This window comes from Pseudomonas sp. LBUM1672 (genome assembly GCF_059695655.1).
In genome coordinates, this window is sequence record NZ_CP166781.1 from 2,465,523 (window position 1) to 2,492,457 (window position 26,935).

Here is a 26,935-nt window from a genome sequence, read left to right on the forward strand (position 1 = left end):
GTAGGAACCGCGATCTTGAACCTGCGTTCGCTGATCGTCGCCGTGATGGTGGTGTTGGCGGGATGCGCCACGCCTCCGCGTGCCCCGGTGGTGGCGCCGATCGTGGTGGTGTCCGAAAGCACTTGGCGCCAAGTGGATCAGGAGATTGTCGCAGCCTCCCAATCGGCCACCGAACAGACCAAAATCTACGCTCGCGGCGCCATGGATTACTGGCGCACCCGGGTCTACCAACTGACCGAAGAGAACTTCATTCCCTGGTTCAGCAGTTACTGGACCCAGGAATGGCTGTCGATGAAGGTCAGCTGGTACAGCCTCAGTGCCCAGGGCGAGCAGGATGCCTCGGCCAAGCGCCTGGCCGCCTATCTGCTGGAGCAATACCAGAAGCGCGTGCTGGCGCCGGTCGCGGTGGAGATCGATCCCGACGCGATTCTCGGCCTGGCAACGGCCTTCTACGTGGACATTGTTCAGGAAGAGCTGCAGCGAATCTCTCAGCGCCACGGCATACCAATGACCCAGCTCAACGGCCGCATCCAGAAAATCCCCGCCATTGCACTGGGCCCGCCGCCCGCCCGGGATGCTTCGTTGTATCAAGTGGTGCACACCCAGCCGTTGAACAGCTTGCCGGCGTATGCGGCGCTGATCGAGAAGATCCACAAGGCGGGCGGCGACAAAGGGGTGGATAACACCGAGACCGCCATGGCACCGGTGGCCAAGCGCGCCAGTAAACGGATAGAAGCGGAAATGGCCCCGCGAGGAGCGGCCAGTGCGGTGGCGGCGGCCGCCGGGAAACTGGCCGGAGCGCTGATTTCGGTGGGGGTCGCGGGCGTTCGGGCGATTATCCAGGCCAACGATCGGCCGGACAGCGAGGCGCTGATTCGCAGCAGCCTGGGCAATACGTTCGACAAAGCCTGGACGAAACTGGTGCAGAACCCGACTACCGGCGTGATGGCGGGGACGTTGTACATGGCGGCGCAGATCGAGGGCAACCTGGCGGGGAGCGCCGACGTACCGTCGGTCAGTTCGAGCAGCGGCGCTGTCGATTGGAGCCCGATGGAAACGACTAGCCAGCAGACCGTTCCATAACCGAAGGAGAAACACCATGTCCTACGTTGATGGCTTCCTCGCTGCTGTTCCCACCGCCAATCGCGAAAAATTCAAGAAACACGCCGAAACCGCCGCAGTCATTTTCAAGGAAAGCGGCGCGCTCAGCGTCGCTGAATGCTGGGGTGACGATGTGCCTGAGGGCAAGGTGACTTCGTTTCCCATGGCGGTAAAACTCAAGGAAGACGAAACCGTAGTCTTCAGCTGGATCATCTGGCCAGACAAGGCCACCCGTGATGCGGGCATGGACAAACTCATGAACGATCCGAGAATGCAGCCGGACGTCAATCCGATGCCCTTCGATGGCCAGCGCCTGGTCTATGGTGGTTTCGAGATGATTGTGAAGGCCTGATCCCGACGAAAGGATCACTCCGGCGACGGGGTGATCCTGCAGCTTTTGCGGTTGCGGATCTCGCTGTCCGTCGGCCGCTCCCTGACGAACTCGAAGCGCGGCTCACCTTCGCTATAGTGAACCAGCCAGCCCCATTCCAGCTCGGACTCATCCTGCCCCGGTTTCGGTGGCATCGCCCACCATGGCTCTTTGCTGATGATTGCTCGCATGGCCCCCTCCCGTTGATTCGGTTGGTTCAACTATAACGTGCATGTCAGGAGCTGCCAGGCATGACTGACGAATCCCATGAACCGTCCAAACGGCTGTTCTTTGCGCTGAATTGCCCGCCGGAGCAACGCAAGGCCATTGCCCAATGGCGCAGCGCCCTTGAGCTGCGCAGCGGGCGCCCGGTGCCGGCGGACTACTTTCACCTGACGTTGTTGTTTTTAGGGGCTGTCGGCGTGGCGCAGATCGGCGAGATCTGTGCGGCGGCTGCGAAGGTTCGCGTACCGGGTGCGCCACTGAGCCTGGCGCTGGATCGGCTGGATGTCTGGCGCAGGGCAGGGGTGTTGGTGCTGGCGCCAGAACAGGCACCACCGGAGTTGTTGCGTCTGGTGTATGCGCTGGAACAGGCGATGTTGCCGTTTGGCTTTGAGGAGGCGCCGAAAGAGTTTCGGCCGCACTTGACGCTGATGCGTGATTATCGAGTGCCGGTGCCTGAATCCGCGACGCCGCCCGAGTTTTTCCTGCGGGCCGACCGCTTTGTCTTGTTTGAATCCCATAAGGGAAGGTATCGGGCGCTGGCGGAATGGCCGCTCGTCCCCACATAAAAAAAGGCGCCCGAGGAGGGCGCCTGAATTCACCTGAACCGAGGAAGCCAGGTGAGGCCGTTCGTCAGAGAGGGTGCAGCGGTGGTAAGGCGCTGCGTGAACGGAAACGGTAATACCTGCCAGCATTGATGGTGAAAGCTCTGGCCTCATCGCGAGCAGGCTCGCTCCCACATTATTCCGTGGTGGAACACAGGCTTGTGAACGACACGAATCCCCTGTGGGAGCGAGCCTGCTCGCGATGGCGGTTTCAAATTCAGCAATTACTTCCCGAGCTTCACCCGCGTCCAGCCCCGGGTCATCACCCGTTGAACACCGATCGGCATATCCGGAATCGCATACAACGTCGCCATCACCGCTTGCGGCGGGTACGACCCCGGGTCATTCCGGATCGCCTCATCCACCAACGGCGTGGCCGCTGCGTTGGCGTTGCTGTAGCCGATGTTGTTGGTGATCTCGGCGATGATGTCCGGGCGCATCAGGAAGTTCATGAACAGGTAGGCGTTCTCGACGTTTGCCGCGTCCCGCGGGATCGCGACCATGTCGTAGAAGCTGCCGGCCCCTTCTTTCGGAATGCTGTAGTCAATCTTCACCTTGTCGCCCGCTTCCTGGGCGCGCGCTTTGGCCTGCAGCACGTCGCCGGAGTACCCGACCGCGACGCAGATGTTGCCGTTGGCCAGATCGGAGATGTATTTCGACGAATGGAAGTACGCCACCGACGGCCGAATCTTCATGAACAGCGCTTCGGCTTCTGCGATCTGAGCCTTGTCCTGGGAGTTCACCGGGTAGCCCAGGTAGTGCAGGGCGGCCGGCAGCATTTCCGTCGGCGAATCAAGGAAACTGATACCGCAGGCTTTCAGCTTTTCCGCGTTTTCCGGTTTGAACAGCAAGTCCCAGGAGTTGGTCGGTGCGTTGGCGCCGAGCACTTCCTTGACCTTGGCTGGGTTGAAACCAATGCCGATGGAGCCCCACATGTACGGGAAAGCATGACCGTTATCCGGGTCGCTCGCGGACGCGTTTTTAAGCAGCACCGGGTTGAGGTTTTTCCAGTTCGCCAGCTTCGACTTGTCCAGTTCCTGATAGACCCCGGCCTTGATCTGCTTGGCCAGGAAACTGTTGGACGGCACAACGATGTCATAGCCGGATTTGCCTGCGAGCAGCCGCGCCTCAAGGGTTTCATTGCTGTCGAACACATCGTAGGTCACGCGGATGCCGGTCTCGTCTTCGAACTTCTTGACCGTGTCCGGGGCGATGTAATCCGACCAGTTATAGACGCGCAGAACCTTGTCATTGGCCTGGGCGCCAGTAGCCATTGCGCCCAATAAGGACAGTGTCAGCAGAGTCCTGCCAAACATTTTCATCGGTACAACTCCATTTCTTTTTTATTCAAAATCACACAGCAAGATGCAGTGAACACAAAACCCTGCAGTAAGGGGATTTACCTGTAGTGAAGGGATCTATTTGTGGCGAGGGGATTTATCCCCGTTCGGCTGCGAAGCAGTCGTAAAACCATCACACGCGGTGTACCTGATACACCTCGGTTGCAGGTTTTGGGGCCGCTTCGCGACCCAACGGGGATAAATCCCCTCGCCACAGTTTTTGTGTTCACTCACCTCATCAACAACGGCACTACGCCGTCGCTTCCGCCATTCGCTTTTCAGGTTGCTGCCACGACTCGCTCGCGGTCTGGTCCATCGCTTCCTGAATCGCGCGTTTACGGGTGGCTTCGGCGCGGCGGCTGAAGTACCAGACCATGAACGTTACGATCGAAACCGCCAACAAAATCAAACTGGCCACGGCATTGATCTCAGGCTTCACGCCCAGACGCACCGCCGAGAACACTTCCATCGGCAACGTCGTCGAACCCGGCCCCGACACAAAACTCGCCAGCACCAGGTCATCCAGCGACAAGGCAAACGACATCATGCCGCCGGCCGCCAGTGACGGCGCGATCATCGGAATGGTGATCAGGAAAAACACCTTGAACGGCTTCGCCCCCAGGTCCATGGCCGCTTCTTCGATGGACAAGTCCAGCTCACGCAAACGCGCCGAGACCACCACCGCCACATACGCTGCACAGAACGTGGTGTGGGCGATCCAGATGGTGACGATGCCACGCTCCATCGGCCAACCGATCAACTGCGCCATCGCCACGAACAGCAGCAACAGCGACAGACCGGTGATCACTTCCGGCATCACCAACGGCGCCGTCACCAAGCCACCGAACAACGTGCGTCCCTTGAAGCGCGTCACCCGAGTCAATACAAACGCGGCCAACGTCCCCAACGCGACAGCGGCAATCGCCGTGTAGCAGGCGATTTCCAGCGAGCGCACCACCGAGCCCATCAGTTGCGTATTGTCGAGCAAGCCGGCGTACCACTTGAACGACCAGCCGCCCCAAACGGTGACCAGCTTGGAGGCGTTGAACGAGTAAATCACCAGAATCAGCATCGGCAGGTAGATAAACGACAGGCCGAAAATCAGCATGAACTTTGAAAATCCGAAGCGTTTCATCCCCGACCCTCCATCTCTTTGGCCTGGCTACGGTTGAACAACAGGATCGGCACAATCAGGATCAACAGCATTACCACCGCCAGGGCAGACGCCACCGGCCAGTCGCGGTTGTTGAAGAACTCTTGCCACAGCACGCGACCGATCATCAGGGTCTCCGGGCCGCCCAGCAGTTCCGGAATCACGAACTCACCGACCACCGGAATGAACACCAGCATGCAGCCGGCAATGATCCCGTTCTTGGCCAGCGGCACGGTGATTTTCCAGAAGTTGTTGAAGTTGCTCGAACCCAGGTCGGACGCGGCTTCCAGCAAGCTTTGATCGTGCTTGACCAGGTTGGCGTACAGCGGCAGCACCATGAACGGCAGATACGCATACACCACGCCGATATACACGGCGGTATTGGTGTTGAGGATCTCGATCGGGTGATCCGTCAGCCCGGTCCACATCAAAAACCCGTTGAGCAAACCGTTGTTGCTGAGAATGCCCATCCACGCATACACGCGGATCAGGATCGCGGTCCAGGTCGGCATCATGATCAGCAACAGCAAAACGTTTTGCGTTTCCTTGTTCGCCTTGGTGATCGCGTAGGCCATCGGGAAACCGATCACCAGGCACATCAGCGTGCTTAAAAACGCGACCTTCAACGAGCCGAAGTAGGCCGAGATGTACAGCTCATCTTCGGTCAGCAGCGAGTAGTTGCCGATGTTCAGCAGCAGCTGGAATTTCTGCTCGGCGAAAGTGTAGATCTCGGAGTAGGGAGGAATGGCCAGGGCCGCTTCCGAGAAGCTGATCTTCATCACCAGGAAGAACGGCAACAGGAAAAACAGGCACAGCCACAGGAACGGAATCCCGATGACGAGCTTTCGACCACTCGGCATCAGCCGCATGAACTGCTGATTGAGTGTTTTCATGAGCGCAGTACCACGCCGCTGTCGTCTTCCCACCACACGTAGACCTTGTCGTCCCAGGTCGGACGGGCGCCACGGCGTTCGGCGTTGGCCATGAACGATTGCACGACCTTGCCGCCAGGCAGCTCGACGTAAAACACCGAGTGACCGCCGAGGTAAGCGATGTCATGCACCTTGCCTTCGGACCAGTTGTAACGGGTGTCCGGCTTGAGGGTGCTGACCAGCATTTTTTCCGGACGGATCGCGTAGGTGATCGACTTGTCCTGCACCGAAGTGCTGACGCCGTGACCGACGTAAATCTTCTGCTCCAGGTCCGGGCTGTGAATGATCGCGTGACCTTCCAGGTCTTCCACCACCGTGCCTTCAAAGGCGTTCACGTTGCCGATGAATTCGCAGACCATGCGGCTGACCGGTGCTTCATAAATGTCGATCGGGCTGCCGATCTGCGCGATCCAGCCCAGATGCATGATCGCAATGCGCTGGGCCATGGTCATGGCCTCTTCCTGGTCGTGGGTCACCATCACGCAGGTCACGCCGACGCGCTCGATGATTTCCACCAACTCCAGTTGCATCTGCGAGCGCAGCTTTTTATCCAGTGCGCCCATCGGTTCGTCGAGCAACAGCAGCTTCGGACGCTTGGCCAGGGAGCGGGCGAGGGCCACGCGCTGACGCTGACCGCCGGACAACTGATGGGGTTTGCGTTTAGCGTATTGAGTCATGTGCACCAGGCGCAGCATCTCTTCAACGCGGGCGTCGATTTCGCTGGCGGGCAAACGGTCCTGTTTGAGGCCGAAGGCAATGTTCTGCGCCACGGTCATGTGCGGGAACAGGGCGTACGACTGGAACATCATGTTGATCGGCCGTTCGTACGGCGGCATGTCGGTGATGTCGACACCGTCGAGGAAAATCCGTCCTTCGGTCGGGCGCTCGAAGCCGGCGAGCATGCGCAGCAGGGTCGATTTGCCGGAGCCGGAACCACCGAGCAGGGCGAAGATTTCCCCTTGATGAATCTCAAGCGAGACATCGTCTACGGCGCAGGTTTCGTCGAACTTCTTGGTGACGCGGTCGACTTTCACCAACACCTTTTTCGATGTCTGGTGACCTTCAAGAGCCTTCCTGTAAGTGCTGGAGGCGTTTGCCATGTGAAACTCCCAACAGGTTTCAGTCGTCGGGCCAACGCGGCCTGACTTAAGAGTGGATTGCTAGCCTGAGCCGGTATTACCGGTTGGCGCTTGCCCTTGTAGGAGCGAAGCTTGCTCGCGAAGACGGCGTGTCAGTCGACATCATCGTTGCCTGATACACCGCCTTCGCGAGCAAGCTTCGCTCCTACAGGGGATTGCGCTTGCTGACCGCTCAGGCTAATTCGGCGCCGCCATCCTGGCTGCCTGGGTCGTACTTGTTGTTATTGCAGTGTGTTGTTTCGCAAGTCACGGACGCGCAAAGGCACGCCCGCCGGACTCGCGGGGGCAGTAAAGGGGTGTTTTAAGTCAGCGGGTTTTACGCAGCGCGGCCCGTTGCCGGCACGCATCGCCGAACGCCTGGAAAATACTTAAATAGGGTGGATTCGAAAGGACCTGCCATTCCGGATGCCATTGCACGCCGACGGCAAACGCCTTGCTGTGCTCCACCGAAATCGCCTCGATCAAGCCGTCTGGCGCAACTGCTTCCGAGCGCAATCCCGGCGCCAGTCGGTCGATGCCCTGACTGTGAATCGAATTGACCATGAACTCCGCCGGCAACTCCAGCGCTTCGAATACACCACCCGGCTGCACCGTCACCGCATGGGCCGGTGCGTATTGCACCGCCAGCTCCGGACTGTCCGCTTCGCGGTGATCGAGCATGCCCGGCAGTTCATGCACCTTCTGATGCAGGCTGCCGCCGAACGCCACGTTCATTTCCTGGAAGCCGCGGCAGATGCCGAGCACCGGAACGCCCGCCGCAATGGCTGCACGCAATAAAGGAAGGGTAGTGGCGTCCCGCGCCGGATCGTGATCCGTGCCGGGGGCACTGGCCGGGCCTTGATAGTGGAAAGGTTCCACGTTTGAAGGAGAGCCGGTCAGCAGCAGACCGTCGAGATGCGCCAGCACATCTTCGATTTCAGTCAAATCGCCTAAGGAAGGAATGACCACAGGCAGCCCCAAAGCCGCAACGCTGACAGCACGCAAGTACTTGTCGCCGCTGATGTGGTAGGGGTGCAGGCCAATCTGTTTGACGCACGCTGTAACGCCGATCAATGGCTTGAATGCCATTTTTATCACCTCGAAGTTTCACACTTGAACGAGCTTTTCCGGAGCTTAGCCTTGTTGATTTTAATTAACAACTCTCATGTAAAAAATTCTAAACGCCGCACGTCTGATCATCAGGGTTTACGCAGTGCGCATGACTAAATTGGCACTCTCGTCCCCAAAAAAGGCCTGAAAATAAAGGTTGAGAGGCCAGGTGTTCGCTATTGACTTCACTTTGCCGTTCGGGTTGACTGGGCTCGCAACAAGGTAGTGAACATAATAATTAACAGCTAATAGGTGCATCATGTCGGTCCCTCTGCGTACCGTTCAACTCAACGAAGCAAACGCATTCCTTAAGAAATATCCTGAGGTTTTGTACGTCGACCTTCTGATTGCGGATATGAACGGTGTGGTGCGCGGCAAGCGCATCGAACGCACCAGTCTTCATAAGGTTTACGAAAAAGGCATCAACCTCCCGGCGTCACTGTTTGCTCTGGACATCAACGGTTCTACGGTGGAAAGCACCGGCCTGGGTCTGGACATCGGCGACTCGGACCGAATCTGCTTCCCCATCCCGGGTACCCTGAGCATCGAGCCGTGGCAGAAGCGCCCAACCGCTCAGTTGCTGATGACCATGCACGAACTTGAAGGCGAGGCGTTCTTCGCCGATCCGCGCGAAGTGCTGGCCAATGTGGTGCGCAAGTTCGATGAGCTTGGCCTGACCATTTGCGCGGCATTCGAACTCGAGTTTTATCTGATCGACCAGGACAACGTGAACGGTCGTCCACAGTCGCCGCGTTCGCCGGTATCGGGCAAGCGACCGGTGTCGACCCAGGTCTACCTGATCGACGACCTCGACGAGTACGTCGATTGCCTGCAAGACATCCTCGAAGGCGCGAAAGAGCAGGGCATTCCTGCTGACGCCATCGTCAAGGAAAGTGCTCCGGCGCAGTTCGAAGTGAACCTGCATCACGTTAACGACCCGATCAAGGCCTGCGACTACGCGGTGCTGCTCAAGCGTCTGGTGAAGAACATCGCCTACGACCACGAGATGGACACCACGTTTATGGCCAAGCCGTATCCGGGCCAGGCGGGCAACGGTTTGCACGTGCACATTTCGATTCTCGACAAAGAGGGCAACAACATCTTTGCCAGCGAGGATCCCGAGCAGAACGCCGCGCTGCGACACGCGATCGGCGGTGTGCTCGAGACCCTGCCGGCGCAGATGGCTTTCCTGTGCCCGAACGTCAACTCGTACCGTCGCTTCGGCGCGCAGTTCTATGTGCCGAACTCGCCGAGCTGGGGCATCGACAACCGTACCGTTGCAGTGCGTGTACCGACCGGTTCGCCGGACTCCGTGCGCATCGAGCATCGCGTAGCCGGCGCCGATGCCAACCCGTACTTGCTGATGGCGTCGGTGCTGGCCGGTATTCACCACGGCCTGACCAACGAAATCGAGCCGGGCGCACCGGTTGAAGGCAACAGCTACGAGCAAAACGAGCAGAGCCTGCCGAACAACCTGCGCGATGCCCTGCGCGAGCTGGACGACAGCGAAGTCATGTCGCGCTACATCGACCCGCTGTACATCGACGTGTTCGTGGCGTGCAAGGAAAGCGAGCTGGCCGAGTTCGAGAACTCCATCTCGGACCTTGAGTACAACTGGTATTTGCACACCGTTTGAGTCTGAAAGGCCCTCACCCTAACCCTCTCCCAGAGGGAGAGGGGACTGACCGAGTTATCTCAGGACATTCAGCGACCTGACCGATCCAGTCGATTATGGAGTCGGTACAAAAGCTTCAGGTCGCAGGAGTTCCCGAGCATCCCCCGATCAGTCCCCTCTCCCCCCGGGAGAGGGCTAGGGTGAGGGCTGGACCCCAAGCCAAACACATCAGCCAGACACCCACCCAATTTCCTCTGCGTCGAGTCACAACCATGACAAACACTCGTAGCGACTGGGAACAACGCTTCCAGTCCCTCACCCTCGAAAGCCGCGCCTTCATCGACGGCCAATACCGCCCGGCACTCAGCGGTGACACTTTCGAATGCATCAGCCCGGTCGACGGCCGCTTCCTGGCCAACGTCGCCAGCACCGACGAAGCCGACGCCAACGAAGCCGTGGCCGTCGCGCGCCGCACTTTCGAATCAGGCATCTGGGCCAACCTTGCCCCGGCCGAGCGCAAGCGCATCCTGATCCGCTTCGCCGACCTGATCCTGGCCAACCAGCAAGAACTGGCCCTGCTCGAAACCCTCGACATGGGCAAGCCGATCAACGATTCGATGAACATCGACATCCCGGCGACCGCCAACGCGATCCGCTGGAGCGCCGAGGCCATCGACAAGATCTACGACGAAGTCGCCGCCACGCCGCACGACCAACTCGGCCTCATCACCCGCGAACCTGCGGGCGTGGTCGCCGCCATCGTGCCGTGGAATTTCCCGTTGATCATGGCCAGCTGGAAGTTCGCCCCGGCCCTGGCCGCCGGCAACTCGTTCATCCTCAAGCCTTCGGAAAAGTCGCCACTGACCGCGATCCGTATCGCTCAGTTGGCGCTGGACGCCGGCATCCCCAAAGGCGTGTTCAACGTCCTGCCAGGCTACGGTCACACCGTCGGCAAGGCGCTGGCGTTGCACATGGACGTCGACGTGCTGGCCTTCACCGGCTCCACCGCGATTGCCAAGCAACTGCTGATCTACGCCGGGCAAAGCAACATGAAACGCGTCTGGCTCGAAGCAGGGGGGAAGAGTCCAAACGTGGTGTTCGCCGACGCGCCGGATTTGCGCGCGGCAGCACAAGCGGCGGCCGGTGCGATTGCCTTCAACCAGGGCGAAGTCTGCACTGCCGGTTCGCGCTTGCTGGTGGAGCGTTCGATCCGCGAGCAGTTCATTCCGCTGCTGGTGGAAGCACTGCAAGCCTGGAAACCGGGACACGCTTTGGACCCGGAAACCACCGTCGGCGCGGTCGTCGATCAGCGTCAACTGGACAACGTGCTGCGCTACATCCAGGTCGGCAAAGACCAGGGCGCGCAATTGATCGCGGGCGGTAGCCGCACCCTCGAAGACACCGGTGGCCTGTACGTGGAACCGGCGATTTTCGACGGCGTGACCAACGCCATGACCATCGCCCGTGAAGAAATCTTTGGCCCGGTGCTGTCGCTGATCACCTTCGACACCGAGGAAGAAGCGCTGGCGATTGCCAACGACAGCATCTTCGGCCTGGCGGCAGGCGTGTGGACCAGCAACCTGAGCAAGGCCCACACCTTCGCCCGTGGCTTGCGTGCCGGCAGCGTCTGGGTCAACCAGTACGACGGCGGCGACATGACTGCGCCGTTCGGCGGGTACAAGCAGTCGGGTAACGGTCGGGACAAATCGCTGCACGCGTTCGACAAATACACCGAACTCAAAGCGACCTGGATCAAGCTCTAATACCTATAAAAAAGCGACGGTCACCGGCACGCTGCCGGTGGCCATCGGAGAAAGCTATGAAACAAGATTCTGTGAAACAAACCCACGTAAACAGCTACTACGCCGCCACCCGCAACTTCACCGGCGACTTCCCGGTGCTCGAACAAGCGGTGGACTGCGACGTCTGCGTGATCGGCGCTGGCTACACCGGTTTGTCCTCGGCGCTGTTCCTCTGCGAAGCGGGCTACAGCGTGACCGTGCTGGAAGCCGCCAAAGTCGGTTTCGGCGCCAGCGGTCGCAACGGCGGCCAACTGGTCAACTCCTACAGCCGCGATGTCGATGTGATCGAAGAACGCTACGGCGACAAGACCGCCGAGGTCCTCGGCAGCATGATCTTCGAAGGCGCCGACATCATTCGTCAGCGCATACAACACTACGACATCCAGTGCGACTACAAGCCGGGTGGCATCTTCGCTGCGTTGAACAAGAAGCAGCTCAAAGGCCTGGCCGAGCAGAAAAGCAGCTGGGAACGTTACGGCAACAAAAACCTGAAAATGCTCGACGCCGCGGATATCAAGCGCGAAGTCGGTTGCGACAACTACGTCGGCGGCCTGCTCGACATGCAGGGCGGCCACATCCACCCGCTGAACCTGGCCCTCGGCGAAGCCTCGGCCATCATCGGCCTGGGCGGCAAAATCTACGAACAATCGGCAGCCGTGGAAATCACCTACGGCGAACCGATCACCGTGCGCACCGCCAAAGGCCTGGTCCGCGCCAAGTACTTGTTGATCGCCGGTAACGCCTACCTGCCGCAGGGCCTAGACAATCGCGTGACCAGCAAAAGCATGCCGTGCGGCTCGCAAATCGTCGTCACCGAGCCGTTGTCCGAGAAGGTTGCGCGCAGCCTGATCAAGAACAACTACTGCGTCGAAGACTGCAACTACCTGCTCGATTACTACCGCCTCACCGCCGACAACCGCTTGCTGTACGGCGGCGGCGTGGTCTACGGCGCCCGCGAACCGGACGACATCGAGCAACTGATCAAGCCGAAAATCCTCAAGACCTTCCCGCAACTGAAGGACGTGAAAATCGATTACCGCTGGACCGGCAACTTCCTGCTGACCATGTCGCGCATGCCGCAATTCGGCCGCATCGAGAAAAATGCCTACTACATGCAAGGCTACAGCGGCCACGGCGTCACCTGCTCGCACCTGGCCGGCAAACTGATCTCGGAAATGATCCGCGGCGACGCCGAACGCTTCGATGCCTTCGCCTCGCTGCCGCACATGCCCATGCTCGGCGGCCGCACCTTCCAGGCCCCACTCACCGCCATGGGCGCCGCGTATTACGCACTGCGGGACCGGTTTGGCATCTAGCCCCAACGCAATCCCTGTAGGAGCCAAGCTTGCTGGCGAAGACGGCGGCACAGTCAACATCGATGTCGCCAGAACCACCGCCATCGCGAGCAGGCTCACTCCCACAGGGATTAGCGGTGTACACAAACTCGGCTAACGCACAGATCAATCTGTGGGAGCGAGCCTGCTCGCGATGAGGCCCTATCAGTCACCATCGATATCGCCTGACTCACGCTCATCACAAGCAGACTCAATCCCGCAGCTTGCGTCGCTGAACTGGCTGGCATCAGCGCCCAACAACCTTTTTACCCAACCACTTATCGAACCTGCTGAGCAACACCACCAAACGTGATTTAATACCCGCCTTTCACATTTCCGGGACAGGGAAGCGGTACTTTCGCGGCCAAAAGTCGCCCGCCATCCACCCCCATAACCCTTAAGTATTTCTCGCATAAGGCTGTCATGGACACGGGCTCACGACTCAAACTAGTACGCGAAAGCTACAAACTCTCCCAGCGCGAGCTGGCCCGGCGTAGCGGCGTCACCAATGCCACCATCTCCCTGATCGAACAGAATCGCGTCAGTCCCTCCGTCAGCTCCCTGAAAAAACTGCTCGAAGGTATCCCCATGTCTTTGGCGGACTTCTTCACCTTCGACCAACCACCGCGTGAGCATCAATACGTGTTCCGCGCCAATGAACAACCGGACCTCGGCCGTCATGGGCTGCGGTTGCTGCTGATTGGGGCTTCGGTGCCGAGCCGGCAGATGCGCTTGTTGCGTGAGCAATACGCACCGGGGGCGAGTTCGGGGGAAGAGCCGATTGTGCATTCGGAAGGGGAGGAGTGTGGGCTCGTGACTCGGGGCACTGTTGAGCTGACGGTTGATGGACAGATCAGTGTGCTCAACGCTGGCGACGGGTATTACTTCCCGACGACGCTGCCTCACAAGTTTCGCAATATCGGCCAGGATGAGGCGGAGATTATCAGCGCCAACACGCCGGCTAACTTCTGATATCAAAACGGACACCCTGTAGCACCTGCCGAAGGCTGCATCCGCGGCCAACGCCGATGGGCAGCAGCTGCTATAGGGTTTAAACAAAGTAAATGGACTTCACCTCATGACCTCACTCCGCATTCGCGCCCTAGCACTCTGCATCTTCCATCACGATGGCAAGATACTGGTCAACGAAGCACTGGACCCCGTTACTGGAAAGCCATTCTTGCGCCCAATCGGTGGCGGAATCGAGTTTGGCGAAACCAGCGCCCAAGCCGTAATACGTGAAGTCGATGAAGAACTTGGTATATCCATCACCGATGTTCGCCTGCTCGGCACGCTCGAAAACATCTTCACCTATGCCGGCACACCCGGGCACGAAATCGTGCAGGTCTACGATGCAAAATTCGTGGATGCCGCCGTCTATGAACGGTCCCACTTGAACGCTCAAGAAAGCGATGGCGCTGCCTTTATTGCGAAGTGGCTGCCGCTCGACAGTCTTACTGGCGATACGCCGCTGGTTCCTGCCGGGTTGTACGAGCTGCTGAAGAAGGTTGCACTGTTGGACTGATGTTTGGTCATTAGACATGCCGCTGTTTAGCTTACGATCGTTAGGATGCGGTCACTTTTCAAGGAACGAAAATGACAAACGCTGATGCCGACGCCGTTGAGGGCCCGACGATCAGTAACGGAATAGATGACAGCGCTCAATCAGTCAGCGCGCTCAAGGCGTTGGCAGTGATAACCGATCCAGAGCACAGCCGTTGGCCGGTGACTGTTTAGCCTGAAAGAGTCGAGCTCCGGAATCCAGATCAACGATGTTGATCTGGCAGCCGCTCATGACATTGGGGCCATCAGTGATTCCGCCCTTGATCACATAGCGGGCGCCCGGCAGGAACTCACTGACAAAATCGACCGTGCATCTGCGGTTGCCGCTGGCCCCGCCTTCCAGCACCAGGTGAATCGGTTTGCCCGCTTCAATGGCTCGAAAACCTTCGGGTTTCGAGGGGTACCCACCACTGACCGAGAACAGTTCCCGTGCGGGTGTAACGGGTACCGACCTGCCGTACTTGCAGGCTGTGGTCGGCGCTGCGCTAAGGGTCAGGTAGTTGCGACGGTTGATCAGTGCGTCCATTTCACTGCGAATCTGAGCTTGGGGCGCATTGGCGGGAGTTTCGTATTGCGGGATCGGCGAGCAACCCGCAATCAGAAGCAGGAGCGAGCCTGAATACAACGGTTTCATGGGCGTTTCTATCCGTAGCGCTTAGAGGTGGGCACTCTAATACTATTTGTTGGAAGTGGAATAAATAGATCAGGTCATTTTTTCTATTTTGCCCTGTCAGGTGTACGCCAACAGTCGACCGCAAAACACCACGCTGACCCATAACATAATCGAAAAGATCGCCTGGATTTTTGCTATTCCAGGCGCCGCGATGTCGGTGTTCCACCGGGCTACTGAACGGAAGACACCCACGTGAAAAAGAGCCGCATTGAGGCCCGCAATACCGATCAAGCAAAGCTTAAGAATGAAAACGCCGTTGGATGCGAAGTCGTGCGGATGGGCTGAAAACATCATCAGCCCAGCCGGGACGATCAATAGCAGGGCCGCGACTCCCCACCTCAGGAGGTGGCGAGCCAGTGCCGTCACCGCAAGATCTCTCGACAGCCCGAGAACCCGCAGGTCGAACATGACGACAGAGCCGACAAGCACCACGAAACCAAGGATGTGAACCACCTCGACGATCGGATACAGCCATAACTCGCTGCGCATGGCCGAACCGAGTGGCGAGTCACCCACATAGTCCAGCCAGCCGTCCAGACCCGATCCACCGCTGGTACCAGTTGTCTGCATCAGCGTAACTCAGTGGTTTTGTTGTCGACCGTGATGCGTTCTGCGCGCAGTTCATCGGGGTTGCTGCGATTCTGATAGCCCACCACCGTAGCCCGTTTTCCGACACTCAGCATTTCCTTGGAAAGACCACGGTTCTCCATGCGCGAGGGCGGCGCCAGCACAATGTTCCAGGTCTTGTCGTCTGTCTTCAGGCGAACGAACCCATGCGGGTGGGAATAACCGGACTCCTCGATCGTTCCGTCCAGCTGCAAGGCTTTGCTCGAGTCGTACTCACTCCAGCCGTGATGAGCAAACACCGCCGATGCCACCAGTAACAATGAGAATCCAAGGGCTCCAAGCAAGCGCTTCATGATGCGATCTCCTGTTTCGGATCATTGATGACCGTCAACCTGTTCTGATCAGGAACAGGTCAATCCAGAGAATCTATAAAAATAGTACAAATTCGTGACGTGGGGAGGCCGACCTATTCCCCCTCAAAATTGACAACCCGGATCATTCAAAACACTATCGACCCATGACTTACATTTCCCGCATGAACATGATGTGCACTTCCATGACCGCCGCTGGCGGGCCGTGAGGTCACGCGTTCACAGGATTTGACGTAGTGACACAAGGCCCCGCCAGAAATGGACGGGGCTTTTTAGTTCTCCGTCCACCGATGGCTCAAGGAGAATGAAATGTTCAAGATCAGACGCGCCCAGCCCAGCGATGCCCAAACCGCATTCGATATTCGCCTTCAAGCGATACGGCACCAATGCATCGGCGCTTATACCGCAGAACAAATGCTCGCCTGGACAGCCGGAGCCGCCAAGGATGGGTATGGCGATTTAATGGAAAAACACTTTTATCTGGGCTGTATACAGGGGGAGCCGGTGGCGACAGGGATGCTTGATCTGGAGAACAGTGAAATCGGCGCGATATTTGTGCTGCCCGGTTTCATGGGGCAAGGCATCGGCTTGAAGATGCTTAACCATCTGGAATGCCTGGCTCGGGAGGTGGGCGTGAAAGAAGTTAATCTGGAAGCGACGTTAAACGCGGCTGATTTTTACCGGCGCTGCGGTTTCGTAGGCAACGAACCTGCGATTTACCATTCACCTTCAGGGCTTCAGTTGGCGTGTGTGCCTATGGTGAAGGGGCTTTTGCCTTGATTGGGAAAGGTGGAGAGGGGCTAAAAACAGGTGATGAAAAACCCGCAGTGATGCGGGTTTTTTGTGGCTGAAAAATGCGGACAAGATCTGTTCACTTTTTAATGGCTAGGCCACTTAAGATTCCACCACCTCAATCGTCCATTCTGCCTGCACGTTCTTCGTGACGTATTGGAACGGCACAAACATTCCATACGCTTCGAGGTAGACGTAAATGTCGGTGCTGTATTGGTAAGAATCTTTAATGCAGCTGATTACCTTGGCAGTCCCGGTCAAACTCGGGTGATACGTGCTGGCGGGTTTCTGTGACTGCACCTCACAGCTGTATCTGTCGTCGACCGGCACCAGGGCTCTGGGACCTTTCCCGTTGTTGGTATAAAGAAGCCGCATCTCCTGCGCCGTGTATCGCAGGAGTGCGCCGACCGGCATGTGCGCCCAATCGCCCTCGAAGCTGAGGTTCGTCAGCGTCTTTTTCTCGATCGTTATCTCACCTGCACGAGTTCTGTATTTACTTTCACCCAAGTCAATCAGGCCTCGGAACGTGGCTTTGACCCACTGACTTCCTTGCTTTTCAAAACGCTCCGTCAGTTGATTGCCTGCCTCGCTTGAGAGGTATTTCGAGTCACGCCCGTTGAGCCGCAAGCCTTCATCTGAATACTGTCTTGGCTCGGAGTTATCCTTGAACACCCGACGCAGGTGCTGAATGCTTTTCTCCGGTTTAGGCATATTCAATGCCTCGATGGCTTTCAACACCGGGGCAGCAACGACGGGGGCCGGTGGTTCGAAGGGCGACTGCTCACGCCCTTCAAATTGTTTGTAATGGTCCAGCGACTGCGGTGTGCCACAGGCCACTTGAATCAGCTGACGCTCATCGGCGCCGAGGCTTTGCGGGCCGATGGCTTTGAAATCTGTCTGCATGCTTCCAGCGAGCACACGACTGTGAGTATCAAGGTAGAAATGGCTTAACCCAGTCAGTTGTTGCAGGTCGCAGTTGGCCGTCCACCGCTGGCGTACCTGCCCATACAAGGCGTTTTTGCCGGGCATCAACATCTCGCCGGGCAGTACCCGAGCCGTCCAGAAAGTCACCTCATCACCTTTTACTTTCAGGCTGGCGCGGTCGATCATCTGCCAATCCTGATGATCGGGTGCCGAGAAAATGCGCCATTGAGGAGGTGTTGTCTGGGCACACACCTGCTTCAACTGCGCACTTTGCAGGTACTGACTCTTTTGTTCAGCAGGCAATTGCCGGGCGTCCTCCGAAAGCCCCCGCGGGTTGGCGGCGAATAGCGACATTCCCGCTTTGCTGCGGTAAGCCATTTGCGCATCCGGCTGGCTGCAGTGGGCGTCGAAACGTGCCAGATAGTGGAGATCCGGACTTGGGGACGAAGTCACTAGATAGGTGATCCGATCGCCCTCACGCACGATCGAGTTCGGCTCCGGTGTCTCGAACAGCACACTGTTGAAAACCGCAAAACCCGGCTGGGCCTCAGGTGTTTTGATTTGAGCGGGTGTTGTTGCTTGGCATCCAGAGAGGATCACGGCAACGGTCAGCAGTGAAAAAAAGCTGAAAGGGCGGAGGAACGTGGCATCCATGCGGGTGTACTTCATTGATAGGGTGATGGCATATTAGCATGAGTGCTGGCTGCCAAATAGAACGGCGCTTACAGCGACAAACAGGCATCTGGATTTCAGGGCTGCGACTCAAATTATGGAGAGGCAAAGATGACTGGACAGGTTTTGAAGTCGAAGTTGGTGAATTTTCTGGTGGCCGATGCCGAGGTGAATTACGACAACGTGGACGATTTATATTCCATGGTTGAGGCGGGCAATGTGGACGCGTTGGGCGATGTGCTGGAGGCCTTCAAGGAAGCATACGGCGGACTTTGGGTTGGCGGGAAGATGGAGCTGACTCAAAAAATGGTTCGTTTGAGTGCCAATGCCATGAACCGCCTAGTTCAGGACGGGACGCTGGATATTGAACTCCCATTGGCATTAATCCGGAAGGTCACGATTGAAGGCGGGTTCATGACGAAGATCATCCGTCTGGATACCGGCGCTGGCAGCGTTAAGTTTCGGTGTTTTGGTGCGAAGGATGTTGCTGCGATGATAGAGAAGACCATTCTCTCGCCAACTGGGCAGGTCTGAACAAAATAAAAAACCCGCAACTCGGTGCGGGTTTTTTACGGAAAAAAGATGACAGCGTTATTTCAATAAATAGATCTGTCGCCTTTTTAATTTCAACTTTTCATGCTTGTTTTTCTATGTTTTTAAGTGGTTTCAACTTTATCGACATACGATTCGAAGAACCAATCCGGGACATCGTCAGTGCAAAATTCAAGGCTTATTCCATCTGTAATCTCCGCCAGAAGAACCGTACTGTCGCCGGAGTTATCGAAGATGTACGCCCGGTTGCTGACTGCAATGGCGTCTGGTAGAAGGCCCAGAGATTTGTAATACCGTTCGCTCACTTTTTCAGATGCCACGGGATGTCCGCCTTCGCGTACTCTGATTCCTACGCGGTCTATGTTGATCGCCGGGTTTTCAGTCGAAACGAAGTAAAGGTATGTCCGATAACCGCGAGCTTGAGCCTCTCTCATGAAGTCCACCTTGCTGCGATGTGACATCACCGTCTCGAAGGTAAAACTCACGCCTTTTTCCAGCAGGCGTTGGCGAAGGAAGTCCGATAGCACAGAGGCCAGATAGGAATTGACGTTGACGTTTCGGTAGTCGACTTTGGTACCCAGCAATCCAATCTGTTCGGCTTGACCGCTGAGCCCTCTGTTTCTGATCAGATAGTGTTCGGTATGGAATGTGAGCAACTCGGATAATGTCGTGGCGACTTCAAAGGTAGCCAAATCGATGAACCCGGTCTCTTTTGCTTCCTTCTCGAGATCATCGGCATTCACGTACGTCTTGATAAGGGCGGGATCAATTTCTCCCTTGATGGTGCTCTTGCCTGACCCATTCGGTCCCGCAAATATTCGAAACCTAGGCATGACCACCAGCCGTTTGATCTTCGACGCGGCGCACTGTGATTACCTCGCCTACCTTGACTCTGCGGCGAGGTTTTGCTTTTGCTACAACCGTCTTGCTGCCGTCAAGTGACATCCATACCAAATCGCCAGAATCGACACGCAGTACGCTATCGCTCACCAACAGTGCGCGGGCATATGCCGTCTTTGTAGCTATTTCAGCGAGATCCGGTACCTGGCGCTCCAGCGCGTCCATTTCCTGTTCCGAAAGCTTTTTGGTTTTTGCAGTCATCGGGATTCTCCGCTTGAGCGAGCGCTCTGGTGCTTCGTGCCCGGATAATACCGCATTAACCGGGCTTTCGAATGTCATCAGGTCCATATCAATCTCCTCGGTAGTCTACGCCTTGAGTAATGGGAAAAACCGCAGCAACGGTTCTTGCTGCGGTATAAAACGGGTCAGTGCCCCTTGTGCGTATCAAACCCACGCTGCTCTATCACCCGAAACACATCGTTCACATCCTGGACCAGGATCCGGGCGATGTTGGTGACGGTGTTGATGTCGTGTTCGGCGTAGTCGGGGAGGCTGGTGCAAGCCATGAGGTTGAGGTATTTGAGGACGGCGTTTAAGCGTTCGCTGAGGCAGTTGTGGAGTTCGCGCAGTGGGGCGTCGTAGTCGATGAGCAGGACGGGGTAGTCGGTGGCGAGTTGGGACATTGGGGTGAAGCGGCGGGGAGGGTTTTGAGTTGACATGCTTATAGTCCTAAAAAATGAATCAAAGTCGCCAAAATCCATTCACAGACGGAAACCGGCCGTGTCATGTCTGACGGTATTTGGTGATCTTCTTTTAGGGCTGCGAAACCCTGTCTCTGATGGTCGTCAGTGACGGGGCAAACTATAAGCGGCGATTTTGGCGGCTGCAAACGGGGTTGTAGGACCGAAATCCGGATTTTGTAGGTGATGGTGGAGACTGCGTTTGGCTGAGTAACTGACGTGAATCCAGAGGTGTTTAGTGCCAGGTGAACCGTGCGCGCCGGGATTGCGGCTGCTGCGCAGCCGAACGCAGGCTTCGCCAGCTGCTACAGGATGTGGACACGTTTAAAAGTTTGGCGAGGTTTGGGGCGGCTTCGCTGCCCAGCGGGAGCAAGCTCCCTCGCCACGGAGGGTGGTTTCCTACACGATTTTCGGAAGGCAAAATCAAAAGATTATGGCTGTCGGCGGCTCATACGCTGATCGAATGGCCAGAAACAACAAAGCCCCAAATCATCGGGGCTTTGTCATTTCGAATTGTGCAGTTTCCAAATCGTTACCGCGGACCATCCGACCTTATTGTCTAGCCTGCGGTGAATGCGGATTGTGCTCAGTGTGTTTCGGTCCCGCCAACGCCCACGCCACCAGCCCGATCAGCGGCACAAACACGATCACCACGATCCACAAGAGTTTGTTGCTCGATTTGCCTTGGGCTTTGCGCACTCGGTTGATGGCCCATAGCTCGACCAGCAAAAGAACGGCTGTGAGTACGATCCAGATTGTTTCGATTTGCATGGGTCACCCTCCAGATAGTCTCTCTGTTAGGTGGGGTGTGCTGGGCAGGGTTCATTTAATTTTGGGGAGACGTAAGTGGGGCTGCTCGCGATGGAGGTCTGTCAGTCAAATTGATATTGGCTGTCAGGGCCTCATCGCGAGCAGGCTCGCTCCCACAGGGGATTGGGGGATTAGTTAGATCGAGTTGGCCAGTTTTCCGGTCGAGAGGCGGCGTTTGTACGCGGTGTCGCGGTTGGCCAGCCAGTAGTAGAGCGGGGAGGTGATGAGCAAACCGACTAGCCAGGACAGGTCAGCGCCGTTGATGTGTTCGGAGATCGGCCCGACGTACAGCGGCGTGTTCATGAACGGAATCTGCACCGCGATCCCGATCGCATACGCCAGCAATGCCTGCGGGTTGTAGCGGCCGTAGATCCCGCCATCGACCTGGAAGATCGATTTGATGTCGTACTGACCTTTGTGAATCGCGTAGAAGTCGATCAGGTTGATCGCGGTCCACGGCACCAGCACCACGAGCAGCACCAGCACCATGTCGACGAAGTGGCCGATGAAGTTGGCGGACGCGCCGACGGCGGCGAAGCAGCAGGCGGCAAGGATGATGAGGGAGAGGACGGCACGGCTTTTCGCGGTGGGGATCCAGCGGTAGGCGAAGGTTTGCACCAGGGTGATCAGCGACAGCACGGCGCCGTAGAGGTTGAGGGCGTTGTGGCTGATGACGCTAAGCAGGAACAGCACGAGCATCAGCGGGCCGATGGACCCGGTGGCGAGTTTGACGGCGTCCATGGTGTCCATGCCGACGGGCGTGGCGAGCACGGCGACGGCGCCGAAGATGAACGAGAGGCTGGAGCCGAGCACGGTGCCGAGATAGGTGGTCCAGAACGTCGCGGCCACGGGCACGTTTGCCGGCAGGTAGCGCGAGTAGTCGGAGACGTAGGGCGCGAAGGCGATTTGCCAGAGTGCGGCGAGCGACACAGTGGCGAGCCAGCCGGAGATGTTGAAGCTGCCGCGGGTGAGGAAGTCGGCGGTTTGTACGTGGGTGAAGATGTAGCCGAAGCCGAGCACGATGCCGGCGCCGAGTACCCAGGTGCCGATGCGGTTGAGCACGTGGATGAAGCGGTAGCCGATGATGCCGATGATGCCCGAGCCGAGGGCGCCGATGACGATGCCCACCGGCACCGGGACGCTGTCGACCACGCCATGCAGCGACTTGCCAGCGAGGACGATGTTGGAGGCGAAGAAGCCGATGTACATGATGCCGGCGATCAGCACCACCAGCAGGGCGCCGAGGGAGCCGAACTGGGCGCGGCTCTGGATCATTTGCGGGATGCCCATCTGCGGGCCTTGTGCCGAGTGCAGCGCCATCAGCACGCCGCCGACCAGGTGGCCGACGAGGATGGCGACGATGCCCCACACCAGGTTGAGGTGGAACATCTGCACGCCGAGGGCGCCGGTGACGATGGGCAGCGGGGCGATGTTGCCGCCGAACCAGAGGGTGAACAGGTCGCGGGTTTTGCCGTGGCGATCTTCGGGCGGCACGTAGCCGATGGTGTGTTTCTCGATGAGCGGGGCGGCGGTTGTTGCTGTGGTAACCATGACGGACTCCAAGGCAATTTGAGTACGTGGACGTACTTCGGTGAGCGCCACGCGGGGGCGACGCTTTTCTTGTTGGAGTGGATGATGTGCGGTGGGGGCGGATAGATAAATTAGTAAGATTGTGGGTATAGACGTTAAAAAATGTATGCCGCCGGGTCGCCGAAAAACCTGTGGGAGCTAGCCTGCTGGCGATAGCGGTTTGACAGTCAAAATTGATTTGGCTGACAGATCGCTATCGCTAGCAGGCTAGCTCCCACAGGGGTTTTTGGGTGTTCAATGCTTCGTGATTTCAGGCCTGCCGGATCGTTAAAACACCACGGACCGTGTAGGAGCGAGGCTTGCCCGCGAAGGCGGCCGAACGATTCAACATCGTGGTTGACTGACACACCGCTTTCGCGGGCAAGCCTCGCTCCTACAGGTTGCGTGTCAGTCGGCGATGGAGGTCAGCATCCGTTGCAGCATGGTGTCGCAGGCAGTGAGTTGTTCGAGGCTGACGAATTCGTCGGGTTTGTGGCCCTGGTCCATGCTGCCGGGGCCGCAGACGACGGTGGGGATTCCGGCGGCGTCGAACAGGCCGCCTTCGGTGCCGAAGGCCACGGTGCCGAACTCCCGGGAGTCGCAGAACATGGCGATCAACTCGGCCGCTTCGCTGTGCACATCGGTGGCCAAACCGGGATACGCCGACAACTGGCTGAATCGAATCTCGCTCTGTTCACTCACCGCCCGCATACGCGGTAAAACCTGCTGCTCGGCATAGGCCTTCATTGCCTGCGCAACCTCACTTGGATCATGCGAGGGTAACGCGCGGATTTCGAAGTCGAAGCGGCAATCGGCGGGGACGATGTTCAGTGCTTTGCCACCGGAAATCACCCCGGTTTGCACGGTGCTGAACGGCGGATCAAACCGCGTGTCGTGATGCTCAGGCGCTTTGAGTCGGTTGCCGATCCGCCCCAGTTCACCGATCAGTTCGGCGGCGTATTCAATGGCGTTGACCCCAAGCGGCGCGTACGCCGAATGGCACGCTTCACCGTGAATATCGCAACGCATCGCCAGTTTGCCTTTATGCCCGAGCACCGGTTTCAACTCGGTCGGTTCACCAATGATGCACAGCGTTGGTTTGACCGGACGCCGTTCCAACTCCGCCAGCAACGAGCGCACGCCGAGGCAGCCGACTTCTTCATCGTAGGACAGCGCAATGTGCACCGGCAGCCGCAGCCGGGCGTTCATCAACGACGGCACCAATGCCAACACGCAAGCGATATAGCCTTTCATGTCCGCCGTCCCGCGACCGAATAACTTGCCGTCGCGCTCGGTGAGTTCAAACGGCGCAACGCTCCACGGCTGGCCATCGACGGGCACCACGTCGGTGTGCCCTGACAGCACGATACCCGGCCGATCCGCCGGGCCAATCGTCGCGAACAGATTGGCCTTGCTGCGTTGCTCGTTGTAGATCAGTTCGCACGGCACATCGAAACCCGCGAGGTAGTCTCGAACAAACTCAATGAGCTGCAGATTCGATTCGCGGCTGGTGGTGTCGAACGCCACCAGGGTTTTCAGCAAATCGCGGCTTGCGCTCATCGGTCGTCTCCGGCAACGCCGTAGCCTGGGGATTTGTCGGGGGCGAGGGCGCGGTCGATGTAGTCCTGAACTTGTGGACGATAAGCGTCCCAGAGTTTTTCCAGCTGGCCGATCGGGTTTTCATCGGCCCAATCCACCCGCAGGTTGATGATCGGCCAGGTCAGTTCGCCGACCACCACCATCGCCGCCGAATGCACCGGCCCGGCTTCGCCACCGGAGGCGATGGCCGCTTTCATCGCAGCGAGCAAGCGATCAGCGAGTTGGCCTTCGCCGTGTTCGAACGCTTCGACCATGGCCTCGATCACCGCGCGGTCGGCGAGCATGTTGCCGGCGGCGACGCATTGCTCACCGGAGACGGCGTTGTGGTTGCCGAGGGTTTGCGCGCCGCTGAAATGCGCGGTCTGGCCGAGGTGGTCGATGGCGGTGATCTGGCGGTATTGGCTGTAGCCGTTGCGGGTCAATACCTTGTCCAGCGCCTCGGCGGGGGCGAGGCCTTGCTCCATGAGGGCGAGGACTTCCGGGCCTAACGACGGCAGGGTGATGTTTTGTGTGGAGACGGCGCCGACACCCGGCAGCAGCCATGGGCAACGGGCGCCGACGGCAATGCTGGAGGAACTGATCGCAATGCCGAACTGACCGGTTTCGGGGCAACGGGCGGTGATGGAGAAGGTCATGGGTTTTGCTCCTTGGTTGGCCTTGGCGAATAAGGTGTCTGTGCGGGCCTCATCGCGAGCAGGGGGTCTTCAGCGAACACAGATTTTGTGCACGACGACTAACCCTGTGGGAGCTGGCCTGCCAGCGATGGCCGCGACTCGGTCTACTCAGGAATCACCGCAATCACATCAATCTCCATCAACCACTGCGGTTGCCCCAGCGCCGACACCACCAGTCCGGTCGAAATCGGAAACACACCTTTCAGCCACTTGCCGACTTCCTGATAAACCGGCTCGCGATACCGCGGATCAATCAGATAAGTCGTGGTTTTCACGATGTGGCTGAGGTCACTGCCAGCCTCTTCCAGCAACTGCTTGACGTTGCGCATGGCCTGCTCGGTTTGCGCGCGCGGATCACCGAGACCGACCAGTCGGCCCTCAAAATCAGTCCCGACCTGGCCGCGAACATAAACGGTGTTGCCGGCCCGGACGGCCTGGCAAAGATCGTTGTCCAGGCTCTGGTTCGGGTAGGTTTCCTTGGTGTTGAACATGCGAATTCGGGTATGGGTTGGCGTGGACATGTTTAGCTCCTGACAGAAAAAGGCTTAGGCACTGACTGTGGTTTTATGGGCGACCGGGGCCTGTTCAGTCTCGCGTTGCGCCGCATCGTGGTAGTCGAGATAAGAGCGCTGGATGGCGATGTGATCAGCCACGTACTTCGCGTCATGCCACACGCCCCAGATGAACGAAGAGCCGCGCCGCGACTGCCACGGCAGGCCGAGGAAATACACACCAGCCTCGCTCGACACCCCGCGCTGATGCTGCGGCTTGCCGTTGTCGTCGAAGGCATCGACCTTGAGCCAGCTGTAATCCGTGGCAAAACCGGTGGCCCAGATGATCGAGGTGACGCCGGCCATGGTCAGGTCGAGTTCAAGAATCGGATGGGTCACGCATTCGGGATCCGGGAACACGTGGCGGGCTTCAGGTTCTTCCGGCAAGTCCAGACCGTTGCGTTCGATATAGGCGTCGGCGGCATTCAGCAGCGCCAGGTAGTTCTCATCGCCACGGGCCAGGTTGTCGGCCAGGTTCGGCTGGAACGTCGCCACGCCACCGTTGAACGATTGAGTCAGACCGACCAGCGTCATGCCGCGATGAGCCAATCCACGGAAGTCCACGGTGCGGCCGCCATGGGCGCCGCTGACCGCGATGGTCACGTGTTCCCGGCCCGGTTTCATCGCCGCCTGATCCCACTCGCCCAGCACCCCCAGCCACCAGCAGAAATCACGGTTGCGATAAGCGCGAGGAGGGCGATCGTGAGCGCCGACCGAGAGGTAGACCTTCTTGCCGGCGCGCTGCAATTCATCGGCAATCTGCACGCCGGACGAACCCGCGCCGACCACCAGCACCGCGCCTTCAGGCAGTTGCGCCGGGTTGCGGTAGTCGGCGGAGTGGATCTGCATGAAAGGCTGATCTTTGGGCGCAATCGGTGGAATGACCGGCCGCTGGAAAGGCCCGGTGGCCGCGACTACGCGGTTGGCTTCAATCACGCCTTCGGAGGTTTCAATGGTGAAGCCCGGGCGACCGACATTGCGCTCGACTTTAAGTACGTCGACGCCGGTGCGGATCGGCGCGTTGAATTTCCTGGCATAGGCTTCGAAGTAATCGGCGACGCGTTCTTTCGGGGCAAATTCGTCGGGGCTGAGGTCGTCAAAATCAAGACCGGGAAAGCGGTCATGCCACGCCGGACCATTCGCCACCAGCGAATCCCAGCGCCCGGTGCGCCAGCGCTCGGCAATGCGGCTGCGCTCCAGCACCAGGTGCGGCACGCCAAGTTTGCTCAGGTGTTCACTCATGGCCACGCCAGCCTGACCGGCGCCAACAATCAGCGTATCTGTTTTTATTTTTTCAGTGGTCATCTCAATACCCTTCGAAGTTGGAGTGAGGTCG

Annotated in this window: 29 protein-coding genes; 10 read left to right on the forward strand and 19 right to left on the reverse strand. The window is 58.3% G+C overall.

The annotated features are described in order from the left end of the window. Nucleotides 1-15: 15 nt before the first annotated feature. Nucleotides 16-1,083: a hypothetical protein gene (locus ACA053_RS11255; RefSeq protein WP_497317208.1), complete on the forward strand. Its 1,068-nt coding sequence runs from the start codon at nt 16-18 to the stop codon at nt 1,081-1,083. 16 nt (nt 1,084-1,099) lie between these two features. Continuing rightward, nucleotides 1,100-1,453 (forward strand): DUF1428 domain-containing protein, encoded by a 354-nt coding sequence (locus tag ACA053_RS11260; protein ID WP_109629643.1) that lies wholly within the window; start codon nt 1,100-1,102, stop codon nt 1,451-1,453. 14 nt (nt 1,454-1,467) lie between these two features. Here ACA053_RS11260 and ACA053_RS11265 read toward each other — a convergent pair whose 3' ends face one another. Beyond that, on the reverse strand, nt 1,468-1,662 hold the full coding sequence (locus tag ACA053_RS11265) for a hypothetical protein (protein WP_497317210.1): 195 nt from the start codon (nt 1,660-1,662) through the stop codon (nt 1,468-1,470). A 60-nt stretch (nt 1,663-1,722) separates the two neighbouring features. Here ACA053_RS11265 and thpR point away from each other — a divergent pair, with 60 nt between their 5' ends. Beyond that, entirely contained in the window at nt 1,723-2,262 is a 540-nt protein-coding gene (thpR, locus tag ACA053_RS11270) for an RNA 2',3'-cyclic phosphodiesterase (RefSeq protein WP_497395456.1), read from the forward strand. 260 nt (nt 2,263-2,522) lie between these two features. Here the strand turns inward: thpR and ACA053_RS11275 are convergent, their stop codons facing one another. The 5 genes from ACA053_RS11275 to ACA053_RS11295 form a co-directional block, all read right to left on the reverse strand. Further along, complete coding sequence (locus ACA053_RS11275; RefSeq protein ID WP_497395458.1) at nt 2,523-3,620, reverse strand: polyamine ABC transporter substrate-binding protein; 1,098 nt, start codon at nt 3,618-3,620, stop codon at nt 2,523-2,525. 268 nt (nt 3,621-3,888) lie between these two features. Then, on the reverse strand, nt 3,889-4,773 hold the full coding sequence (locus ACA053_RS11280; RefSeq protein WP_497317216.1) for an ABC transporter permease subunit: 885 nt from the start codon (nt 4,771-4,773) through the stop codon (nt 3,889-3,891). Continuing rightward, complete coding sequence (locus ACA053_RS11285; protein ID WP_162556267.1) at nt 4,770-5,651, reverse strand: ABC transporter permease subunit; 882 nt, start codon at nt 5,649-5,651, stop codon at nt 4,770-4,772. The genes ACA053_RS11280 and ACA053_RS11285 overlap by 4 nt, the downstream gene beginning before the upstream one ends. Nucleotides 5,652-5,680: 29 nt before the next feature. Further along, nucleotides 5,681-6,823, reverse strand: a complete 1,143-nt coding sequence (potA, locus tag ACA053_RS11290; protein WP_109629660.1) for a polyamine ABC transporter ATP-binding protein — start codon at nt 6,821-6,823, stop codon at nt 5,681-5,683. 345 nt (nt 6,824-7,168) lie between these two features. Beyond that, nucleotides 7,169-7,930: a gamma-glutamyl-gamma-aminobutyrate hydrolase family protein gene (locus ACA053_RS11295; protein WP_109629663.1), complete on the reverse strand. Its 762-nt coding sequence runs from the start codon at nt 7,928-7,930 to the stop codon at nt 7,169-7,171. Nucleotides 7,931-8,210: 280 nt separating this feature from the next. Here ACA053_RS11295 and ACA053_RS11300 point away from each other — a divergent pair, with 280 nt between their 5' ends. The 5 genes from ACA053_RS11300 (at nt 8,211) to ACA053_RS11320 (ending at nt 14,227) form a co-directional block, all read left to right on the forward strand. After that, entirely contained in the window at nt 8,211-9,587 is a 1,377-nt protein-coding gene (locus ACA053_RS11300; protein WP_109629666.1) for a glutamine synthetase family protein, read from the forward strand. A gap of 251 nt (nt 9,588-9,838) precedes the next feature. After that, nucleotides 9,839-11,329 (forward strand): aldehyde dehydrogenase, encoded by a 1,491-nt coding sequence (locus ACA053_RS11305; protein ID WP_497395460.1) that lies wholly within the window; start codon nt 9,839-9,841, stop codon nt 11,327-11,329. A 71-nt stretch (nt 11,330-11,400) separates the two neighbouring features. Beyond that, nucleotides 11,401-12,684 (forward strand): NAD(P)/FAD-dependent oxidoreductase, encoded by a 1,284-nt coding sequence (locus ACA053_RS11310; protein ID WP_497396145.1) that lies wholly within the window; start codon nt 11,401-11,403, stop codon nt 12,682-12,684. A gap of 441 nt (nt 12,685-13,125) precedes the next feature. After that, complete coding sequence (locus ACA053_RS11315) at nt 13,126-13,674, forward strand: cupin domain-containing protein (protein ID WP_007946335.1); 549 nt, start codon at nt 13,126-13,128, stop codon at nt 13,672-13,674. 106 nt (nt 13,675-13,780) lie between these two features. After that, nucleotides 13,781-14,227: an NUDIX hydrolase gene (locus tag ACA053_RS11320; RefSeq protein ID WP_497395462.1), complete on the forward strand. Its 447-nt coding sequence runs from the start codon at nt 13,781-13,783 to the stop codon at nt 14,225-14,227. A gap of 153 nt (nt 14,228-14,380) precedes the next feature. Here ACA053_RS11320 and ACA053_RS11325 read toward each other — a convergent pair whose 3' ends face one another. The 3 genes from ACA053_RS11325 to ACA053_RS11335 all read right to left on the reverse strand — a co-directional run bounded on the left by ACA053_RS11325 (nt 14,381) and on the right by ACA053_RS11335 (nt 15,858). Then, on the reverse strand, nt 14,381-14,899 hold the full coding sequence (locus ACA053_RS11325) for a hypothetical protein (RefSeq protein WP_497317225.1): 519 nt from the start codon (nt 14,897-14,899) through the stop codon (nt 14,381-14,383). 96 nt (nt 14,900-14,995) lie between these two features. Further along, nucleotides 14,996-15,508: a DUF6644 family protein gene (locus ACA053_RS11330; RefSeq protein ID WP_497395464.1), complete on the reverse strand. Its 513-nt coding sequence runs from the start codon at nt 15,506-15,508 to the stop codon at nt 14,996-14,998. Beyond that, nucleotides 15,508-15,858, reverse strand: coding sequence for a DUF6152 family protein (locus ACA053_RS11335; RefSeq protein ID WP_497395466.1), 351 nt, complete (start codon nt 15,856-15,858; stop codon nt 15,508-15,510). Before ACA053_RS11335 ends, ACA053_RS11330 begins: the two co-directional genes overlap by 1 nt. Before the next feature lie 327 nt (nt 15,859-16,185). On the opposite strand from ACA053_RS11335, the gene ACA053_RS11340 reads away from it, so the two are divergent. Then, nucleotides 16,186-16,656 (forward strand): GNAT family N-acetyltransferase, encoded by a 471-nt coding sequence (locus ACA053_RS11340; protein WP_497395468.1) that lies wholly within the window; start codon nt 16,186-16,188, stop codon nt 16,654-16,656. 114 nt (nt 16,657-16,770) lie between these two features. Here ACA053_RS11340 and ACA053_RS11345 read toward each other — a convergent pair whose 3' ends face one another. Further along, nucleotides 16,771-18,246, reverse strand: a complete 1,476-nt coding sequence (locus tag ACA053_RS11345) for a hypothetical protein (RefSeq protein ID WP_497395470.1) — start codon at nt 18,244-18,246, stop codon at nt 16,771-16,773. A 129-nt stretch (nt 18,247-18,375) separates the two neighbouring features. On the opposite strand from ACA053_RS11345, the gene ACA053_RS11350 reads away from it, so the two are divergent. Continuing rightward, nucleotides 18,376-18,798: a hypothetical protein gene (locus ACA053_RS11350; RefSeq protein WP_497395472.1), complete on the forward strand. Its 423-nt coding sequence runs from the start codon at nt 18,376-18,378 to the stop codon at nt 18,796-18,798. A gap of 122 nt (nt 18,799-18,920) precedes the next feature. Here ACA053_RS11350 and ACA053_RS11355 read toward each other — a convergent pair whose 3' ends face one another. The 9 genes from ACA053_RS11355 to ACA053_RS11395 all read right to left on the reverse strand — a co-directional run bounded on the left by ACA053_RS11355 (nt 18,921) and on the right by ACA053_RS11395 (nt 26,904). Next, nucleotides 18,921-19,655: an ATPase gene (locus tag ACA053_RS11355; protein WP_497395474.1), complete on the reverse strand. Its 735-nt coding sequence runs from the start codon at nt 19,653-19,655 to the stop codon at nt 18,921-18,923. After that, nucleotides 19,642-20,004, reverse strand: coding sequence for a hypothetical protein (locus tag ACA053_RS11360; RefSeq protein WP_497395476.1), 363 nt, complete (start codon nt 20,002-20,004; stop codon nt 19,642-19,644). Before ACA053_RS11360 ends, ACA053_RS11355 begins: the two co-directional genes overlap by 14 nt. Before the next feature lie 77 nt (nt 20,005-20,081). Next, on the reverse strand, nt 20,082-20,375 hold the full coding sequence (locus ACA053_RS11365) for a fructose-bisphosphate aldolase (RefSeq protein WP_497395478.1): 294 nt from the start codon (nt 20,373-20,375) through the stop codon (nt 20,082-20,084). Between the two features lie 573 nt (nt 20,376-20,948). Further along, the gene (locus tag ACA053_RS11370; RefSeq protein ID WP_109629695.1) at nt 20,949-21,167 is read right to left on the reverse strand and encodes a PLD nuclease N-terminal domain-containing protein; all 219 of its coding nucleotides are present in this window, start codon (nt 21,165-21,167) and stop codon (nt 20,949-20,951) included. A gap of 174 nt (nt 21,168-21,341) precedes the next feature. Next, nucleotides 21,342-22,757, reverse strand: a complete 1,416-nt coding sequence (locus ACA053_RS11375; RefSeq protein ID WP_497395480.1) for a purine-cytosine permease family protein — start codon at nt 22,755-22,757, stop codon at nt 21,342-21,344. A gap of 426 nt (nt 22,758-23,183) precedes the next feature. Beyond that, a complete protein-coding gene (argE, locus tag ACA053_RS11380) occupies nt 23,184-24,335 on the reverse strand; it encodes an acetylornithine deacetylase (RefSeq protein ID WP_497395482.1) in 1,152 nt (383 codons plus the stop codon). Continuing rightward, nucleotides 24,332-25,009 carry a DUF1028 domain-containing protein gene (locus ACA053_RS11385; RefSeq protein WP_497395484.1) on the reverse strand — a complete coding sequence of 226 codons (678 nt, stop codon included), beginning with the start codon at nt 25,007-25,009 and terminating at the stop codon, nt 24,332-24,334. The genes argE and ACA053_RS11385 overlap by 4 nt, the downstream gene beginning before the upstream one ends. Nucleotides 25,010-25,152: 143 nt before the next feature. Next, nucleotides 25,153-25,569: a RidA family protein gene (locus ACA053_RS11390; RefSeq protein ID WP_008038953.1), complete on the reverse strand. Its 417-nt coding sequence runs from the start codon at nt 25,567-25,569 to the stop codon at nt 25,153-25,155. 24 nt (nt 25,570-25,593) lie between these two features. Next, on the reverse strand, nt 25,594-26,904 hold the full coding sequence (locus ACA053_RS11395) for a flavin-containing monooxygenase (protein ID WP_497317253.1): 1,311 nt from the start codon (nt 26,902-26,904) through the stop codon (nt 25,594-25,596). Between the last annotated feature and the right edge of the window lie 31 nt (nt 26,905-26,935).